The organism is uncultured Nostoc sp., from assembly GCF_964247315.1.
Lineage (GTDB): Bacteria > Cyanobacteriota > Cyanobacteriia > Cyanobacteriales > Nostocaceae > Nostoc.
The window spans coordinates 1-19093 of record NZ_CAXTTT010000135.1 but is presented as its reverse complement, the minus strand read 5'-3'; the positions used below and the strand labels follow the sequence as shown (position 1 = coordinate 19093).

Annotated in this window: 10 protein-coding genes; 6 read left to right on the top strand and 4 right to left on the bottom strand. The window is 41.6% G+C overall.

Annotated elements, in window-relative coordinates:
* Window positions 1-336: 336 nt before the first annotated feature.
* The 3 genes from ACFE93_RS29240 (at window position 337) to ACFE93_RS29230 (ending at window position 12546) form a co-directional block, all read left to right on the top strand.
* A complete protein-coding gene (locus ACFE93_RS29240) occupies window positions 337-5943 on the top strand; it encodes a DUF4347 domain-containing protein (RefSeq protein ID WP_375478733.1) in 5607 nt (1868 codons plus the stop codon).
* Between the two features lie 1183 nt (window positions 5944-7126).
* Window positions 7127-10870, top strand: coding sequence for a diguanylate cyclase domain-containing protein (locus ACFE93_RS29235; protein WP_375478731.1), 3744 nt, complete (start codon window positions 7127-7129; stop codon window positions 10868-10870).
* Between the two features lie 953 nt (window positions 10871-11823).
* The gene (locus ACFE93_RS29230) at window positions 11824-12546 is read left to right on the top strand and encodes a carbonic anhydrase (protein WP_375478729.1); all 723 of its coding nucleotides are present in this window, start codon (window positions 11824-11826) and stop codon (window positions 12544-12546) included.
* A 434-nt stretch (window positions 12547-12980) separates the two neighbouring features.
* Here ACFE93_RS29230 and mreD read toward each other — a convergent pair whose 3' ends face one another.
* The 3 genes from mreD to ACFE93_RS29215 form a co-directional block, all read right to left on the bottom strand.
* On the bottom strand, window positions 12981-13601 hold the full coding sequence (gene mreD / locus ACFE93_RS29225) for a rod shape-determining protein MreD (protein WP_375478727.1): 621 nt from the start codon (window positions 13599-13601) through the stop codon (window positions 12981-12983).
* Between the two features lie 25 nt (window positions 13602-13626).
* Window positions 13627-14421, bottom strand: coding sequence for a rod shape-determining protein MreC (gene mreC, locus ACFE93_RS29220; protein ID WP_375478725.1), 795 nt, complete (start codon window positions 14419-14421; stop codon window positions 13627-13629).
* A gap of 102 nt (window positions 14422-14523) precedes the next feature.
* Entirely contained in the window at window positions 14524-15531 is a 1008-nt protein-coding gene (locus ACFE93_RS29215) for a rod shape-determining protein (protein ID WP_375478737.1), read from the bottom strand.
* A 374-nt stretch (window positions 15532-15905) separates the two neighbouring features.
* Between ACFE93_RS29215 and ACFE93_RS29210 the strand changes: the two genes are divergently transcribed.
* Both ACFE93_RS29210 and ACFE93_RS29205 read left to right on the top strand, forming a co-directional pair.
* A complete protein-coding gene (locus tag ACFE93_RS29210; RefSeq protein WP_375478723.1) occupies window positions 15906-16268 on the top strand; it encodes a single-stranded DNA-binding protein in 363 nt (120 codons plus the stop codon).
* A gap of 57 nt (window positions 16269-16325) precedes the next feature.
* Complete coding sequence (locus ACFE93_RS29205) at window positions 16326-16487, top strand: hypothetical protein (protein ID WP_375478721.1); 162 nt, start codon at window positions 16326-16328, stop codon at window positions 16485-16487.
* Here the strand turns inward: ACFE93_RS29205 and ACFE93_RS29200 are convergent, their stop codons facing one another.
* A complete protein-coding gene (locus ACFE93_RS29200) occupies window positions 16488-17231 on the bottom strand; it encodes an SIMPL domain-containing protein (RefSeq protein WP_375478735.1) in 744 nt (247 codons plus the stop codon).
* Between the two features lie 332 nt (window positions 17232-17563).
* Between ACFE93_RS29200 and ACFE93_RS29195 the strand changes: the two genes are divergently transcribed.
* Window positions 17564-19042, top strand: coding sequence for a cation:proton antiporter (locus ACFE93_RS29195; RefSeq protein WP_375478719.1), 1479 nt, complete (start codon window positions 17564-17566; stop codon window positions 19040-19042).
* Window positions 19043-19093: the final 51 nt, after the last annotated feature.

The following is a 19093-nucleotide window of genomic DNA, read 5'->3' as shown; positions in this document are numbered from 1 at the left end:
ACCCCGTATTTGAGTAAAGCAAACGCTCCCCTCCCCCCCAAGCTCTTAGCAGGGTGGTTTCATACAAGCAGAGAAAAACTAAAACTGGGTTTCAAAGCCTCTCCCCCAACAGAAGGAGAGGAATGGAAGTGAGGGAAAAAGCCATGCCACGAAACGATAAATCAAGACTTATGTATTTTTCTTTTTTCGTATGAAAGCACCCTGCCTCCCCGCCAAGCTCTTAGGGGTTGGGGGTGAGGTGTTAAAGATTTTTGCAAGAGGTCTAATCTATTTTCTCTTATCCAAGAGTTTCACTAACAACTAGATATCTAAACTTAAGTGGAGAACTGCAGGAACATGAATATTCAGAATACAAGCATACTTTTCCTTGACTCCTCTGTTAATAACTATGAAATATTGCTGAAAAATGTTGTATCAGAAATTGAGGTAATAGTCCTTGAATCGAGCCAAGATGGGGTAGAGCAAATTACTCAAATACTGTTACAACGCCCTAGAGTTGAAAGTGTCCACATTGTTTCTCATGGCTCTCCCGGTTGCCTTTATCTGGGTAATACTCAACTCAGTCTCAGCAGTTTAGAACGCTATACCCAAGAGTTACAAACTTGGTTGTCTTCATCTCTAATACTCTATGGCTGTAACATCGCAGTTGGAGATGCAGGAGAGGAATTTTTACATAAGTTGCACCAATTGACAGGAGCAAATATTGCTGCTTCTACTACACCAACAGGTAATGCAACGTTGGGAGGAGATTGGAATTTACAGGTTCAAGTCGGCAAGGATTTTTCAATGCCAGATCATATAGCTTTGGCATTCCCACAAGAGACTCTTTCTAGTTATACAGGAATACTTGCTCCTGGAAACCTGGATACTACCTTTGGCATTGGTGGTAAAGTCATTACAGATATTGGTGGTAGTGACACAGCTTATAGTGTTGCCATTCAAGCGGATGGCAAGATTGTAGTAGTAGGAGAAACCTACAATAGCAACGGTAACTTTGCGGTAGCTCGTTATAATCCAAATGGTAGCCTGGATAGCAGCTTTGGCAATAGCGGCAAGGCGATCACTGATTTTGCCAACCAAAGCGATAGAGCTTACAGCGTTACCATTCAGCCCGATGGCAAAATTTTAACCGCCGGAATTACCTACAATGACAACCAAACTGATGCTGCTCTTGTACGCTACAACTCTAATGGCAGCTTAGATACCACCTTTGGCAATGGCGGAAAAGTTGTTACTAACTTTGAGGGTAAAAACGAATGGATAAAAAGCATTGCTGTCCAGCCAAACAGCAAAATTGTTGTGGGGGGATATCTTAACCCGAATGATGGTTCCCTCAATAATGACTTTATCTTGATACGTTACAACTCAGATGGCAGTCTGGATACTAGCTTTGGTAATGGGGGTAGGATTCTTACTTCCATAAGCGACGGCCAAGACGGTATTGCAAGTATCCTGATTCAGCCAGACGGTAAGATTGTAGTAACTGGGAATGCCATGAACAATAATGGCGACATTAACTCTATTTTGGCACGTTACAACTCCAATGGCAGTATAGATACTAATTTTGGTACTAATGGTAAAGTAATCACAGACTTTCCTGGCAGATATGACTTTGGAAATAGTGTTGCTCTCCAGTCTGATGGCAAAATTGTCGTAGCGGGATCTACTGGGGAGATTGGTAGCAATGGAGATTTTGCTCTCGCACGCTATAACTCCGATGGTACTCTGGACGCTAATTTCGGTAGTGGCGGTAAGGTTGTTACAGATATAAGCAGTAATGATGCTGGACAAAGTTTGGCCATTTTGCAGAATGGCAAAATTGTAGTCTCTGGGTTTACTCAAAACGGAAGCGATCGCCGTGATTTTGCTTTAGCTGTCTACAACTCTAATGGCAGCTTAGATACCAGCTTTGGCGATAGCGGTAAAGTCATAACCCCCGTTAGCAGTAGTTATTTTCAAAATACTGCGGTTGCCGTTCAGTCTGACGGTAAGATTGTGGTTTCGGGAAGTGACAACGGTAACTTTCTTGTAACACGTTACGAGGCACCCTCTAATAATCTTCCCACTCCCTTGAATTTAAATTATTACAAACTAGCAACAAGCGACTTTCTCCAAGACTGGTCAAATACTAATTTGATTACCAGGGATGATGATTGGAGTAATTTACCCAATATCAGGGGTTTTCGAGGTGATGGTTTAGTTAGTAGCACGGGTATTAACCCACAAACGTTACTAGCTGATGGGTCTGCAACTCCTATTGATGTTAATGCTAATCAAAGTAATCCAAATACCTACACAAATAGCGGGATTACGGAATTTGCATTGAGCAATCCAACTATTGCTCTCAGAGGCTCATCAACTGCTACAGCGCCGAATTTAGTTATTTATCTAGATGCTACTGGGCGGCAAAATCTCCAACTTAGCTTTACGCTACGTGACATAGATACCTCAACCCGCGATGCTATTCAATCTGTTGCTGTACAATACCGCATTGGAAATACAGGGAATTTCACCAACCTGCCAGCTGCTTTTGTACCCGATGCTTCTAATAACGCCTCAACCTCAGCGTCTTATGACGCACGGGAAGCACGGATAAGTGTCTTATTACCACCCGAAGTTACCAATCAGTCGCAAGTTCAAGTTCGGTTTATTACTACTGATGCGAATGGAGAAGATGAGTGGATTGGTGTTGATGATATCAAGGTTACGAGTAAAGCTATTGGCACTAATCAGCCGCCAGTAGTAACAAACGATACTTATTTTGTCTCGGCAAATACTTCTTTCCAGACTGCTGCGGCAATTACCGCGTTGACTTTAGATAGCGATCGCGGTAATTATATCGGTCAGAGTGATTACTATAGCTATACTCTTGACACAGGAAAGTTTAGAGCTTCACGTGTATACCCTGACAATCCCAGTAGCAATAATGCTATCCAAATCAATTACTATGATGGTGTCAAATCGTGGTATCTTTCATTTGCCGCTCCATTTAATGCTCCACTTACAGCAGGCACTACATACACAGGTGCAGCACGTTTCCCATTCCAAACCTCTAATCAGCCTGGTTTAGATGTCAGTGGTGATGGACGAGGCTATAACAGTCTCATAGGTCAGTTTACAGTCAACCAAATCACCTACGGTTCTAGCGACGAAATTCTCAACTTTGATGCCACCTTCCAAGAATACGGTGATGGCGACCCTGCCAGCGAAAGCTTCAAAGGTCGCATTCAATACTACGCTACCCCTAACAATTTAGTTGGTGGTGTATTAACTAATGAAACATCTATTGTAAATCCGGCACTGAAAGCAACCTTAGTGTCTGGGACAAATAACGGTAGCCTTGTTTTCAATTCTGATGGGTCTTTTACTTACACTCCTAATGCTGGCTTTCAAGGCATTGATACATTCAGCTATAAAGCGAATAATGCGATCGCAGATTCTAATATTGCAACAGTAACTTTAAATGTTGGGAATCAAGCGCCTACACTCACTTTGCCCAGCACAAACCCCACTTACTTTGAAAATGCACCTGGCATCTTCATCGACCCTAATGCAACTGTCACTGACCTTGATTCCCAAGACTTCGATTCAGGTAAATTAACTGTTCGCTTCAGTAATGGCGGTACTCCTGATGACCGTTTTGCTATTCAAAACAGCCCAACAAATAAAATTGAATACTTTGGCACAAATGTTTTTTACAATACTAATTTGATTGGTAATTACACTGGTGGGGTCGGCATCCAAGATTTAGTAATCAACCTCAACTATAATGCTACGCCTACTGCTGTCCAAGCCTTGATACGCAGTATTAATTACGCCAATGTCTCTGAAAATCCCTCCACTACTCCCCGTCTTGTCAGCTTTGTATTGACTGATGGTGATGGCGGTACTAGTGCCACAGTTTCCAAGACGATTAACGTTACTGCTATCAATGATTCTCCTACAATCAGTTTGCCAGGAACTAATCCCACCTACACTGAAAACGACCCTGCTATCTTCATTGATCCTAATGCAACTGTTGCAGACCTTGATTCCCAAGACTTCGATTCCGGTAAATTGACTGTTCGCTTCAGTAATGGTGGAACTGCTGACGATCGCCTCATCATCCAAAGCAATACAACAAATAAAATTCAAGTCAACAACAACACAAGCTTTTTGTACAATGGTAGCCTGATCGGTACTTTCAGTGGCGGTATTGGCACTCAAGACTTGGTAATCAACTTTACCTCTAAAGCTACGCCTACTGCCGTCCAAGCTTTGATACGCAGTATTAGTTACGCCAATGTCTCTGAGAATCCCGCTACTACTCCCCGTAACGTTAGCTTTGTATTGACTGATGGTGATGGCGGTACTAGTGCTAATGTCTTTAAGACGATTAATGTTACTGCTGTCAACGATTCTCCTACACTCAGTTTGCCAGGAACTAATCCCACCTACACTGAAAATGACCCTGCTATTTTCATTAATCCTAGTGCAACCGTCCTAGACCCTGATTCCCAAGACTTCGATTCCGGTAAATTGACTATTCAATTCAGTAATGGCGGAAGTGCTGACGATCGCCTCATCATCCAAAGCAACACAATAAATAAAATTGCGGTCAACGACACAAGCATTTTGTACGATACTAGCTTGATTGCTACTTTCAGTGGCGGTATTGGTACTCAAGACTTGGTAATCAACTTTAACTCTAAAGCTACACCTGCTGCTATCCAAGCCTTGATACGTAGTATTACTTATGCCAACATCTCTGAGAATCCTTCCACTACTACCCGTACTATCAGCTTTGTGTTGACTGATGGTGATGGCGGTACTAGTGCCACAGTTTCCCAGATGATTAACTTGACTGCTGTTAATGATGCCCCAGTTGTTACTGTAAATCAAAGCTTCAACGTTAAAGAAAATAGCAGTAATAACACGGTAGTTGGTACTGTAGTTGCTACCGATATTGAGGGAACTAGCTCATTTTCTAACTGGACAATTATTGATGGTAATCTCGATCTCGATGGAGATGGGAAAACTGCTTTTAGTATTAACCCCACTTCAGGACAAATTATTGTTAACGATCGCGATGATCTTGACTTTGAGAGCCATCCTAACTTTCAATTACAAGTTACTGTCAGTGATGGCACTGATACAAGTGCCAAACAAGCGATCGCTGTCAATCTTAATGATGTCAGCGAAAAAACCATCTATGGTACATCTTCAGGCAATAGGCTAAATGGCAGTACAACTGATGATACTATTTATGGCTATGCAGGAAATGACTACCTTTATGGTCAGGATGGTAACGATTGCCTGATTGGTGGTACTGGCAATGACTACCTTTATGGCGGTAAAGGCGATGATATTCTCGACGGTGGTGATGGCATTGATTCGGTAAGTGAATCCGCCGATGTCAATTTTACCCTAACTAACACTCAACTAGTCGGTTTAGGTAATGATAGCCCGATCAATATTGAACGAGTAACGCTGACAGGTGGCATTAGTAACAATACTTTAAATGCTTCATCATTCACGATTGCTAGTGTCTATCTTTATGGCGGTAATGGTAATGATAGTCTCTTAGGCGGCAGTAACAATGATTACCTGTACGGTCAGAATGACAGCGATCGCCTGATTGGTAATGCTGGCAATGACTACCTTTATGGTGGTGCAGGTGACGACATCCTGATTGGGGGTGCTGGCAACGATTTACTCTATGGGCAAACAGGTGCGGATATTTTTGTTCTCGCATCAGGAAACGGCAGTGATACCATCTTTGATTTTAAGGATGGCATCGACAAACTTGGTTTATTCAGTGGTTTAACTTATGGGGCTTTAACTATCTCTGCAAATAGTAATAAGACTTCTATTCGGATTACTTCCACAAATGAGACATTAGCGATTTTGAGCGGCATTAATCCCAGTTTGATTACAGAGAGTGATTTTATACCAGTTCTCTAAAATCTCCGTCTTCGTGTTGCCACATCATTATTTTGGAATAGAGTTTATGAGTTTACCTCCAATTTTAGAGGAAAAATCATAAACTCTTAAATCAAATGCACTCCCCCACGCCTTACCTACGGTGTATACACAAGTCCTGAAAACCTAGCTTGATAAGACTTTTCTCGTTCTCGTTTTCAGTCTCAGACTGGGAATGCATTCATTGAGTCTCTGACTCAATGCCTGACTGGAGGCAGCAGCATCTAATAGCCATTCCCAGAGTACGAAAACGAGATAAACGACAGAACAATGGAAAATCAAGCTTTTTTCGACTTGTGTGTACATCGTAGGTTAGAAATACGTGCTTTTGGCAATTTGGCATCCAAAGTTTTTCTGTTGCAGTTTTAATTTATATATCAACAGGGTTACAGGGACATTGAGAAAATTCTACAAGGGATCAATTCCCGTCTCAAAATCCTACCCAATGGCCAGTTGTTGACGTTCACGCTCTCCGAACCACCTTAAGGTGGATGCAGCGCAAGCGTCACCGCTTCACTACAACTGGCTAGAAATCAAACATAAAATATATAGTATAAATGCACTGACACAGATTTCAGTCGGCGATAGCAGTTTTTGAGTAAGGATTCAGGTGTTTGAAACCCAGTCACAGAGCTAGTTTCAAAATTGACTTTGGCTTATTAACATACCTTTAGTCGCAATAAGCCACGGAAATATAGGCGTTAGGTAATTATTATTGAGAATATCCAATTGTGACTAATCCCCGGAAAGCGTTATCAGGAAACGATTGTAGACATTTTGGTATGACCTGAATCCTTACGTTTTTGAATCTGTAGTTGTCTTAGTTTATGTCAAGCTAAATTTTGCGGAAAGTAGCCCAATCCACAGATATAATTTTGTCGGAATACATACTTCAATATTAGTTTTTTATTTTTGTAATGAAATAAAATGAACATGCTAGAGGAGATAAATATAATAGTTCAAATGAAAATTGTTATAAATTGCAGTACGAATATTAAGGTTTAACCTTTGAGCAATTGGTTTGATTTTGAAGTTATTACCAACTATCAAGCTTAAGCTTAAATTTAACTTAACGTTTTGGGTAATATTAGAATAAAATGAAATACTGAAATAAATTTTTACATTAACTAAGTGTAAATACATAGACTAATACTATAATATTACTATGCTGTTCAATCGTCTATCGGGTTCTGAAATTGATTTAAAGCAAATCCTCGATCAAATTAGGATGCTCGCCGATCAAATTCATCAGTCACTTGGAGTGAGTGAAATTCTCAAGATTATTGTCAGCGAAGTTAGAAAAACTTTAGAAAGCGATGTCTACGACGGGCTACGCCTACGCGCTATTATCTATCGCTTTTTGTCCGATGGAGATGGAGTCATCGCAGAAGAGTCTGTAAGTCATGAATGGAAACTGATTTTAGGGCAATTAATTTACGATCCTTGCTTCAATGCGACATGGGTAGAGCGATATCGAGATGGAAGCGTTGGTGTCATTGAAGACATTCATACTACAACCCTTGACCCTTGTTATAAAAAGTTATTAACGGACTTGCAGGTTCGAGCTAATTTAGTAGTACCAATTTTAGTAAACAATCAAGAAATTGATGGAGTTTCTAATATATATCCTCATTTGTGGGGCTTACTAATTGCTCACCAGTGCAGTGGCTCACGTCAATGGAGTTCTTTAGAAATTGAGTATTTCCAACTGATAGCCGCAGAGCTAGGAATCGCTCTTGGGGAAGCAGAACGCCATCAGCAAAAGGCTACATCCTGCCAAAACCTAACGCTGCAACTCAATCAAAACCTAAAAAACTTGACAGTTCAGCCAAAGTTGAAGCTGAGGTCAATCAAAAAAACTCTGTATAAGAATTTTAGAGAATCCATTATAACAAGAACAGCATTGCCAAAGAATATATCAGTTGCAGACTTAATTGCATTTGACCGATTACAAACTCCAATTTGGATTTATGATATTCAAAACTTGCAGATGTGGTGGGCAAATCAATCCGCACTGCATATTTGGAATGCTCAAAGTCGAGAAGAATTGCTCAATCGCAACTTCAGTGATATTTCCCAGTCTACTCACATTCGATTGCAAAGCTATTTGCAAGAATTTCAGCAAGGGAAAACCATCGCTGAAAACTGGACATTTTACCCAGAAGGAAAACCTGTTTCTCTTCGCTGCATCTTTTCTGGAATTCAAATTGAACAAGGGCGAATAGCGATGCTGGTTGAAGGATCAACAGAAGTCATCAATCAGATCGATCGAGAAACACTCAGATCGATTGAAGCCCTACGTCATACCACAGCGATCGTCTCACTTTACACGATGGATGGTGTGCCTTTGATGCAAAACCCGGCAGCCCTTCGCTGTTATCAGGATACCCTACACCCTAACTCGTCAGTTGAGAATATTTTCCTAAGTCACTTTGTCGACAAGAGTGTAGGGCAACAGGCTATGGAAGCGATTAATTTAGGTGAGATGTTCAGCATAGAGGCTCAGGTGTTCACTACTGAAGGGATTCAATGGCATGGGATAGATATACGATGCACCCGCGATCCTGTAACGGGTAACTCCATCATCCTCGTTAACGAAAAGGATATTACCAAGCAACAAGCAGTGCTACAAGAACACCAGCGTGCAGAGTCAGAATTGCGCTGGCGGGAAACTTTGCTGCGTTCCATGACTGACACTTCTTTGCTGGGATTCTTTGTTGTTGACAATCACACCGACGAAATCCTTTATTTCAATCACCACTTCTGTAAAATTTGGGGCATCGAACATCTAGAAGACCAAATGCGTTTGGGTGCTTTAAAAAATAATGACATCATTCCTGAGTGTATACCTTCAATTGTTGATGTATCGGTATTTATTGAATCCTTAAAACTGTTGCAGTCTGAAGAAAATCGTAGCACGATTGAAGATGAAATTTTATTTGTTGATGGGCGAACGATTCGCCGCTTTTCCAGCCAAATTCGAGATACTCAGGATCGATATTTTGGGCGGTTATACATTTTTGAAGACATCACCTCACGCAAACAAATCGAAGCCGCACTCAAAACCAGTGAAGAAAGATGGCAGTATGCCTTGGAAGGAAATGGGGACGGAGTTTGGGATTTGAATGCTGAAACTAACGAAGTCTTTTTCTCCCAGCGATGGAAAGAAATGTTAGGGTTTGCAGAGCATGAAATTGGAAATACCCTCGGTGAATGGGAACAACGGGTGTACGCAGATGATAAAGCCAGGGTTATCGAAGAGATTATCAAGCATTTGTACGGTGAAACCCAACAATATGTCAGTGAATATCGGATTAAGTGCAAAGATGGAACTTACAAGTGGATTCTAGATCGGGGGCAAATTTCGAGTCGCGCAGCCAATGGTTTTCCCCTACGGATGCTAGGAACCCATACTGATATTACTGAACGCAAGCGTATAGAAGAAGCACTGCGAGAAAGCGAACAACGCTATCGTTCTGTAATTACAGTGATGGCAGAAGGTATTGTCCTACAGCAATCAGATGGGCGGATTACCGCCTGTAATGACAGTGCCGAAAGAATTTTAGGGTTAACAGCCGATCAAATGATCGGGCGAACTTCTATCGATCCGCGATGGCAAGCGATTCATGAAGATGGTACTTCTTTTCCAGAGGAAACTCACCCCGCCTTTGTCACCTTACGCACCGGACAACCCCAATTTCATGTCATTATGGGAGTTCACAAACCTGATGGCAGCTTGACTTGGATTTCAATCAATTCTCAGCCACTGTTTGAATCCGATCAATCCAGACCATCTGCGGTGGTGACATCATTTACAGATATCACAGACCGCAAACAGGCACAAATTGCCCTGCAACAGCAAACAGAACGGGAACGCATGGTTTATGCGATCGCTCAACATATCCGCAAGTCTTTGGACTTAGATGAAATATTGAACACAACTGTTACTGAAGTTCGACGTTTTTTGCAAACCGATCGCGTCATCATCTACCGCTTTAACCCTGATTGGAGTGGTGTGGTTGTCACCGAGTCTGTGGCAGAAGGTTGGCAGGCGATTTTGAATATGGAAATTACAGACAACTATTTTATAGAAACACAGGGACAGTATTATCAACAAAGTACCCTCAAAGTCACTCCAGACATCTATAGCGCCGGATTTTCCCCTTGTCATGTAGAGTTATTGCAACAGTTGCAAGTCAGAGCCAAGCTAGTTGTACCAATTTTACAAGGCGATCGCCTTTGGGGACTTTTGGTTGCTCATGATTGTAGCACCCCGCGTGAGTGGCAACCTTGGGAGAGCGAACTGCTTCAGCAATTGGCAACACAGGTAGCGATCGCTATTCAACAATCAGAACTTTATCAACAATTGCAGCGTGCTAACCAGCAACTTGAAAATATGGTGATGGTGGATGAATTAACTCAAATCGCCAATCGCCGATGTTTTGATATTAAACTTAATTCTGTGTGGCAATATCTTTTACGAGAACAAGGTTTTGTCTCACTACTTTTATGCGACATTGATTATTTTAAACAATATAACGATACTTATGGTCATGCCAGCGGAGATAATTGTTTACGCTTTATTGCTCAAGCTTTCAAACAAAGTGTCAAACGTTCTAGAGATTTAGTTGCTCGTTATGGCGGAGAAGAGTTTGTTGTCATCTTGCCTAGCACTGATAGTGATGGGGCTTTTTACGTTGCCCAAGAAATTCATAAAGCTCTAGAACAGCTAAAGATTCCCCATGCAGCATCGGCTGTGAAACATCACGTCACCTTGAGTATTGGAATTGCTACAGTGATTCCAACACCCAATATGGTTCCTTTAAATTTGATTGAGGCAGCAGATCAAGCCCTTTATCAAGCCAAAGCAAACGGGCGTAATCGTTCTTGTATAAATAGACTGTCTTAGAGAATCAGCAATACCTGCGGTTATTGCCACCCAACGCTAATGAAGTAATTGTTAACGCGGTGTGCAACTTTCTTTCAAACCTAACCCCCAGCCCCTTAAGAGCTAGCGTTGGGAAGCAAGACTTAAAGCCTCTCCCCGAAGCGGGGAGAGGTTTGGAGAGGGGTTTTAAGAATAAGTCGCACATTGCGCTTGTTAATATTTTATAAAGTTTTTTTACTACTTTCATTTCTTTATTAGTTCTTTATTTTATGTTTATAAATTAAAGCTGTTGGTAGTGAAGCCAAGAGCGAACTACTAGTTTGTGTTTAACTTTTTTAATAAAACAACAATTCTATGACAAACTGCCCTTGCTTTTCCAACCAAATGCTTTCTCACATTCGTTTACAAGAAACCTACTGGTTTTGCCGCCATTGCTGGCAATAAATGTCTAACCTGAGTTTAGATAGAAGTACTTTATATTTACAGAAGATTTCAAGTGAGTTAATACCAATTTGAAAAAAGAATGCGACAAATAGACTATTTGTAGAGACGCGATGAATCGCGTCTTTACCCAAGGATGGGTTGCAATCATTAATTAAATTGGTATAAGTACACAATCTAAGTCTCGAAGTCAGGTAAAAAACTGTTTTACTTCTGTTAGCACCGCAAAGTGTAGCCTATTTTGACTCATGAATTCTGAATTCTACTCTATCTAGAATTTTTCCACAGAAAGACTTTTAAAAAACTTATGAATTGAGTGATTATTAAAATTTAGAAAAGGAGCGACAGAGCCGCTTTAACGACTATCTTTTATCGCTTGTTCAGCTGCTTTCATCGCTAACGCAGACTGGATTCTAACAACTCTAAATCGCGTGAATATTAAATGACTCTTAAACCGTGTCATCAGGTACTCTTGCATCTTACTTAAGTCTGATATCTTCTGGAGAACAGCTTTGTTGTTGTCAGGTAGATTGATGAGTCGAATTAATGGATTTGTCGGGCGACGTAATTTCTTGAAATTCGCCAGTGTTGTAGGTATTGCAGCTACTACTTTTGGTGATAGCTTTTGGAATCCAGAGCAAACTGCTGTTGCTGATATTCATCCAGTTAACCCTAATTCAATCAGTCCGAATGAAGCTATCAGACGCTTGCTTGATGGTAATCAAAGATTTATCCATCAAAAACGTCAATATCCCGATCAATCACTAGAACGCCTACGATTAGTTGCTAAAGCTCAGTATCCCTTTGCCGCCATATTAGGCTGTGCAGATTCTAGAGTACCTGCGGAAATTGTCTTCGATCAAGGACTTGGAGATTTATTTGTCGTGCGAGTTGCTGGTAATGTTGTCAGTGACACGGTTATAGGTAGTCTGGAATATTCTACAGCAGTATTGGGTTCGCAGTTGATTATGGTTTTGGGTCATAGAAGATGCGGTGCAGTAGCAGAAGCAATCAAAAACGAACCACTTCCTGGAAGAATTGGTTTGATTATTGAGGGCATCAAACCATCTGTAGAAAGGGTAAAGTTCAAATCGGGTGATAATATGCAAGATGCAGTTATAGCCAACATTCAGTATCAAACTGAAAAATTGCAAGAAAGCTCAACTATTTTAGCTAAATTGCTCCGTGAAGGTAAACTAAAAATTGTTGGTGCTTGTTACGATATTGACACTGGTAAAGTCAACATTATTACTTGAATCTCTCACAATTTTTGAGTGTATAATTCTTAGTTCGATGTTGATTTATGCTAATGCAAACTCACAAAAATTTAGAAAAAACTTAAAACTTGTAACAAATAAACCCAGCAGGGACTATATAACAAGGCCGCCTGCCAGGAAGGTATAGTATATTCTAGCCATGTTTGATTGGTTAACGCTTATTTGTAAAAAATAATTGCGTATCCCTAAATACAATAACTAAATGCTTCGGAAAACACAGTTAAGAAAAGTTACTAAATAGGTTAATTTCCAATTAAAACCCAATACGCTGGGGTTAAGAGTTATTTACTGTAGTTTGAATCCATATTGCCAGAGGTTGCCCAAATTCCATAATGATTTAGGTTACAGGGTACAGAAGATAATTTTCTTGACTGTCACCTGTAACCCTTCCCCTTCTTAACTTCTAACTCCCTTTACTGTTGCTCCAACAATTTTATCCGTTGCCACCAAAGATTCAACGGATAATAGACTACAGGTGCCCAAAGACTACTCAGAATGGCAGAGGCAAGAGCGACACGCTGATAATATGTCCAAATATCTGTCACCTTGCGCTCATTGCCCAGCAAAGTTAATTGCAACCCAAAGATAGTTTCTGCCAAAACTGCCATAATAAAGACAATTACAGCAATCGAAATAAAATCTTCTTCGATAAAACGCTGTTTCTGGAGCAGACCAGTTAAAACACCCACTATCCCTAAACTGATGGCATGAGTTGGATTAGGTGATGTCATTGAATCTTGAAGTAGCCCCAGAACTATACCTGCCAATGCTCCGGCAAACACCGTGCGCTTCACACTCCAAGCTACCACCCAAATTAATAGCCAATTAGGGCCAATTCCTAACAATTCCATACCTGGGAATCGGGTTGGTAATAATAGTAAACATAACAGTACAGAACTAGCCGTCACTATCCAACCAAACAACTGACGTATACCGGGATGCCAACGAGCAAGCGGCTGGATTCGGAATTTCGATTTTCGCTCTGACGATTTTGGCTTTTTCTGCCTGCTACCATTAAATGCAGGAATCTTCATTTTTCTATGGATTTTTTCAAAGAATTTACTTAGACTTTTGCGGCACTTGATTTGCTGACTCTTGGTTTTCTAGTTTGGGATAAACAGCTACCCAATCGAGAGAACGGATTGGCGGAAAAAGCTCAATTTTCGCCACTGATGCCGGAAGTTTCTTTAAATCCAGCGACTTAATTCGTCCTACTGCCAAACCGGAGGGAAATTTCTGACTATAAGTAGATGTGGAAACTAAATCTCCTACTTTAACATTTGGAACTTTTTCATAAAACTCCAATACAGCTTCAGCAGAAGAATCTCCTCGCAAAACGCCTTTAGCTGCTGTGCGGCTAATCGATACACCCACTTGACTCTTAAGGTCACTGATTAACAACACGCGGCTAGTATTAGGAGTTACACTCTCCACCAAACCCACCAATCCACCTTCTGCTTTGACTATGAAGCCTTCCTGAATCCCTGCATTTGCACCGCGATTCAGCGTAACTTGTTGCCACCACTGGTCAGCACTACGTCCTACCACCCGTGCTGGAATTGGTCGTGATGCCAGCGGCTCTTTTTCCACATAGCCTAATAAATCTTGTAACTTTGTCTTTTGACTTTCCAAATCTACTATACGGGTTTGCAATTCCATTATCCGGGCATCTCTAAGACGTTCTTCTGGAGTTGGCCCTGACTGCAACATCTCTAATGGACGGGTAATTGCCTGGTATGTCTCAAGTACTAGTTCACCTTGAGTCTGTCGCAATATCCAAGCACTACCAACTACTAAAGCTAACAACCCAATTTGCAACCCTTTACGATCCCACCAACGTCGTATTGTCACCATATATACCCGTATATACTTATATAAATTAAGTTCTACTTGGATTCTATTTATATAGAACCCAAATAGAACTCAAATAGAACTCAAGTCTGATATTTTTTTTTGTTAGATATTGCGAGAGCTTTCGATGACAACTCGTTCCAACTGTTTAAAGTTTTCTAACACACGACCTGTTCCCAGCACAACACAGCTCAAAGGATCGGCAGCAATGTGGGTAATAATCCCTGTTTCATGACTAATGAGGGTATCTATGCCTTTGAGCAAAGCACCGCCACCAGCTAACATAATACCTCTGTCAATAATGTCTGCTGCCAGTTCTGGCGGTGTACGTTCTAGTGTCCGCTTCACAGCTTCTATAATTACTGATAGCGGTTCCAACATACTTTCACGGATTTCCGGCCCTTTGATTGTTACAGTTCGCGGTAGACCAGAAAGCAGGTGTAAGCCTCGGACTTCCATCATTGCCTCATTATCATCATTAGTCGGATAGGCAGAACCCATCCGAATCTTAATTTCCTCAGCAGTACGTTCACCAATGACTAAATTATGAACTTTCTTAATATACTGAACGATCGCATCAGTCAGTTCATCTCCAGCAATGCGTACTGATTCGCTAATCACCGTACCTTGAAGACTCAGCACTGCAACTTCTGTTGTCCCACCACCAATATCGATGATCATATTGCCAGTTGCTTCAGCAACAGGTAATCCTGCACCAATAGCCGCAGCTACAGGTTCATCAATTAAATAAACTTTTCTTGCTCCTGCTTGGTGAGCTGCATCCATGACAGCTCGCCTTTCTACTCCTGTGACACCACTGGGTATACCAATGACAATCCGGGGTAAAATTAGAGATTTACCTTCATTTACACGCTGAATAAAGCTTTTGAGCATCAGCTCGGCGATCTCAAAGTCAGCGATTACACCATCCCGCAAAGGACGGAGAGCAATCACATTTCCTGGTGTGCGACCGAGCATTTTTTTGGCTTCTTCTCCTACTGCTAGTGCCACCTTTTCGTTGACATCGATCGCAACTACAGAAGGTTCTTGTAGTACAATACCTTTACCAGATACATAAACTAGGGTGTTTGCGGTACCGAGGTCGATACCCATATCCCATGAAGTGCGAAAGTTCCTAAAAATACCCACGCGTCTGTAAGCCCCCTATGTGCGATACTTATTGACTACAACGGTAAGAGTTAATCGTGCTTGATTCGATTATGTTTGTATCCTAAGTTGAGTAAACTAGACAATATTTTTATATGATTCCCAGGAATATTTAGTATGTTTCAAGCGCCGTACTTTTTGATATTCTCTGGTTAAATTTAGTATATCCGTATAATTTTATGTGTTTACTCCAAATAGTGTGTATAAATTTTCAAGTCAATTATATTGTTAACTGTTTAACACATTATTTTCAAGTCTTTCACAATTCGCTATGATGAAAGTCGAAATTGCTAAGTACGTTTGTACTGGAAGGTAACGCGATGAGTATCAATGTTGTCAACCTCATTGGTCGTGTAGGCGGCGACCCAGAGATTAAGTATTTTGAGTCTGGTAGTGTGAAGTGTAGATTGACACTAGCAGTTAATCGTCGCACAAAAGAAGGTGAACATACCGACTGGTTTAATTTGGAACTATGGGGAAAAACGGCGGAGGTGGCAGGTAATTATGTACGGAAAGGCAAGCAAATTGCTGTCAAAGGATCTTTGAAGTTTGACACATGGAGCGATCGCCTAACAGGAGCAAACCGCTCGTCACCGGTGATCCAAGTAGATCAGCTGGATTTATTAGGCTCTAAGCGAGATGCAGAAGGCAATACAGGAGATATGTCTTCAGAACATTTTTAATTGGGCATTGGGCAAAACAGTTCTGAGTTTCGAGTTCCTCGGCAAGCGAGTAAAGAAATGAGATTCCCCACTCAGCACTCAGCACTCAGCACTCCTGAAGGGCATTGGGCATTGATTATTAGTCCTTTGCCTTTTACAAATGACAAAGCGCAAAGTCTGAGCGCCGACTTCCGGCGATCAGAACTTTGTAAGAGAGGACAAAGGACAAATGACAAATGACTAATAACTAATTTGCAACGTCACCGATGCTTCTACTTCTTGTTCACCACCAACAATAGGGGTGGAAGCATCAGCCGACTTGGCAGCCTCAGCCCGTAAAAACATTGGTGGTGGTGGAGGCGCACTAGTATTATTAACTTGAATGCTGACTATTTCTTTGGATTTAAAACCCAAAGCACTGAAAACGGCATCAGCTTGCTGCCGTGCATCTTGAGTAGCTTCTTTTAATGCTTGTTTTTGAGCAGCTGCGATCGCTTGATCGTTGGCAACAAAACTAATGCCGTTAATTTGTGTTGCACCAGCTTTGACTGCATCATCCAATAATGTCCCAGCTTGCTCAACAGGAATTCTAAAACTTACAGTGTTATTGGCAGCATAGCCTGTAATCCTTTGCACATTATTGGTATAGCTGTAAACTGGGTTAAGACGGATACCAGTGGTTTGTAATTTTTCAACATTTTTGCTTTTGAGAAACGCAACCACCGCAGATGACCTCTGAGCGGCTTCTTGTTGTACCTCTTGGGCTGTTTTCCCTTGAATCTCCACTCCTAAACTGACTTGTGCCAGAGTTGTTGGAATTGTTTCGACTCCGCGACCACTGACACTAAGGGTTCGCCACAATTTATCTTTTTCTTGTGCAAATGCAGGTAGTACAAAAGTTGTACATAAAAGCATTGCTAAAGGCAGTATTTTCCACAAGTTTCCCGATGGAAATTGAGAACCGGGTAAAGCGGCTCTAGTCATCATATTTGCACTCCTCAAAGTATCCACAGATGTTTTGAATAAAGGTATGTAGCAATCTTCTGGTGGTCGTTGAGAATCAACAGCCACCACAAGTTTTTCACAACTCAAGTGCGATCACCAGATACGATTTCTATGTTCTTACTTTGACACTGCGATCGTCAAAAGCTGAAATGGTTACATTTTTTGAAACTAAAAAAAATACACTAATACTGCACAGCGTCAATGAAACGTTTACACTGTATTCATTTTGAATTTTGAATTTGGATTATGTCTTTATATGATGTTTTTCAGAAACGCGTCAGAATCAAAGAGAAGGATTTTCAGAGAACCTAATGCATTTGTTAGAACCAATCAACTTCTCTTTTCCTCTGCTGGCCAGCGCAACACAAGCCGCAGACAGTTCAATGGTAGTCGAAGCAGTGCTACTAAGCTTAGTAGTCATTTATCTCGCCAGCAAAGTTGGTGGAGAGTTATCAAACCAAGTGGGTTTGCCGCCTGTCTTAGGCGAACTCGTTGGCGGTGTGGTAGTTGGCATCTCTGTTTTCCATCTTTTAGTGTTTCCAGAAGGCGGCACAGACAGTTCTAATTCTTTGATCGTGTCCTTCCTTCAAACCACTGCTGGTTTAACGCCTGAAGCCGCTCCAGCGGTGTTTGCAGCCCAGTCCGAGGTCATTTCCGTTTTGGCAGAATTGGGTGTGATCATTCTGCTGTTTGAAATTGGCTTAGAGTCGAATTTAAAAGATTTAATGGCAGTTGGTATCCAAGCCACTGTCGTCGCAGTAGTTGGGGTAGCAGTACCCTTTGCCGCTGGGACTGTGGGACTGATGACTTTGTTTGGTATTAGCGCTATACCTGCAATTTTTGCAGGGGCGGCTTTGACTGCTACTAGTATTGGGATGACATCCAAAGTGCTGTCAGAACTGGGGCGACTCAATTCTAAAGAAGGGCAGATTATTTTGGGTGCTGCTGTAATTGATGACGTACTAGGAATCATCGTTTTAGCAGTAGTTGCCAGTTTAGCTAAAGACGGCGTGGTAGATGTCAGCAAAGTCATTTACTTGATTATCAGCGCCACTGGTTTTATTTTGGGAGCAATCTTACTAGGCAATGTTTTTAATAAGTCCTTTGTAGCGATCGCCGATCAACTCAAAACACGTGGTGGACTAGTAATCCCAGCATTCATTTTCGCCTTTGCTATGGCATACCTGGCCGCTGTCATCCACTTAGAAGCAATTCTGGGAGCTTTTGCAGCTGGTTTAGTCTTAGAAGAGACAGATAAGCGTAAAGAACTGCAAAGGCAAGTCTGTCCCATTGCCGATATATTAGTGCCAATTTTCTTTGTGACTGTTGGCGCAAAAACCGATTTGGGAGTATTAAACCCAGCAATTCCCGACAATCGGGAAGGTCTAATTATGGCAACTTTCCTGATTATAGTAGCCATTCTCGGTAAAGTAATCACAGGCTTAAGCGTGTTTGGTCAACCGGGAATCAACCGTTTAGCGATCGGTGTGGGGATGATTCCCAGAGGCGAGGTTGGGTTAGTGTTTGCTGGTGTCGGCGCTGCCAGTGGCGCTCTCTCGAAACCATTAGGGGCAGCAATTATCATGATGGTTATCTTGACAACCTTTTTAGCTCCTCCCTTGTTACGATTTGTATTTCCAGATCCAAAAACCGTGGACGGAAGCTCAGAGCAACTAATCTTAGACGGTTCCTCTGGGACTTCGTTGGTAATTGAACCACCTCAGTCAAGGGTGCCAGCATCAAATGACAGCGGTAATTTGGGAGTAACTCCAGATTCTGGCGATCGTTAATTATTGGGCATGGGGAATGGGGCATTGGGCATTGGGCATTGGGCATTGGGC

Excerpts from the sequence above, each read along its gene's own strand:
- ACFE93_RS29240 (WP_375478733.1), top strand. The coding sequence starts at position 337 with ATGAATATTCAGAATACAAGCATACTTTTCCTTGACTCCTCTGTTAAT.
- ACFE93_RS29235 (WP_375478731.1), top strand. The coding sequence starts at position 7,127 with ATGCTGTTCAATCGTCTATCGGGTTCTGAAATTGATTTAAAGCAAATC.
- ACFE93_RS29230 (WP_375478729.1), top strand. The coding sequence starts at position 11,824 with ATGAGTCGAATTAATGGATTTGTCGGGCGACGTAATTTCTTGAAATTC.
- mreD (WP_375478727.1), bottom strand. The coding sequence starts at position 13,601 with ATGAAGATTCCTGCATTTAATGGTAGCAGGCAGAAAAAGCCAAAATCG.
- mreC (WP_375478725.1), bottom strand. The coding sequence starts at position 14,421 with ATGGTGACAATACGACGTTGGTGGGATCGTAAAGGGTTGCAAATTGGG.
- ACFE93_RS29215 (WP_375478737.1), bottom strand. The coding sequence starts at position 15,531 with ATGGGTATCGACCTCGGTACCGCAAACACCCTAGTTTATGTATCTGGT.
- ACFE93_RS29210 (WP_375478723.1), top strand. The coding sequence starts at position 15,906 with ATGAGTATCAATGTTGTCAACCTCATTGGTCGTGTAGGCGGCGACCCA.
- ACFE93_RS29205 (WP_375478721.1), top strand. The coding sequence starts at position 16,326 with ATGAGATTCCCCACTCAGCACTCAGCACTCAGCACTCCTGAAGGGCAT.
- ACFE93_RS29200 (WP_375478735.1), bottom strand. The coding sequence starts at position 17,231 with ATGACTAGAGCCGCTTTACCCGGTTCTCAATTTCCATCGGGAAACTTG.
- ACFE93_RS29195 (WP_375478719.1), top strand. The coding sequence starts at position 17,564 with ATGCATTTGTTAGAACCAATCAACTTCTCTTTTCCTCTGCTGGCCAGC.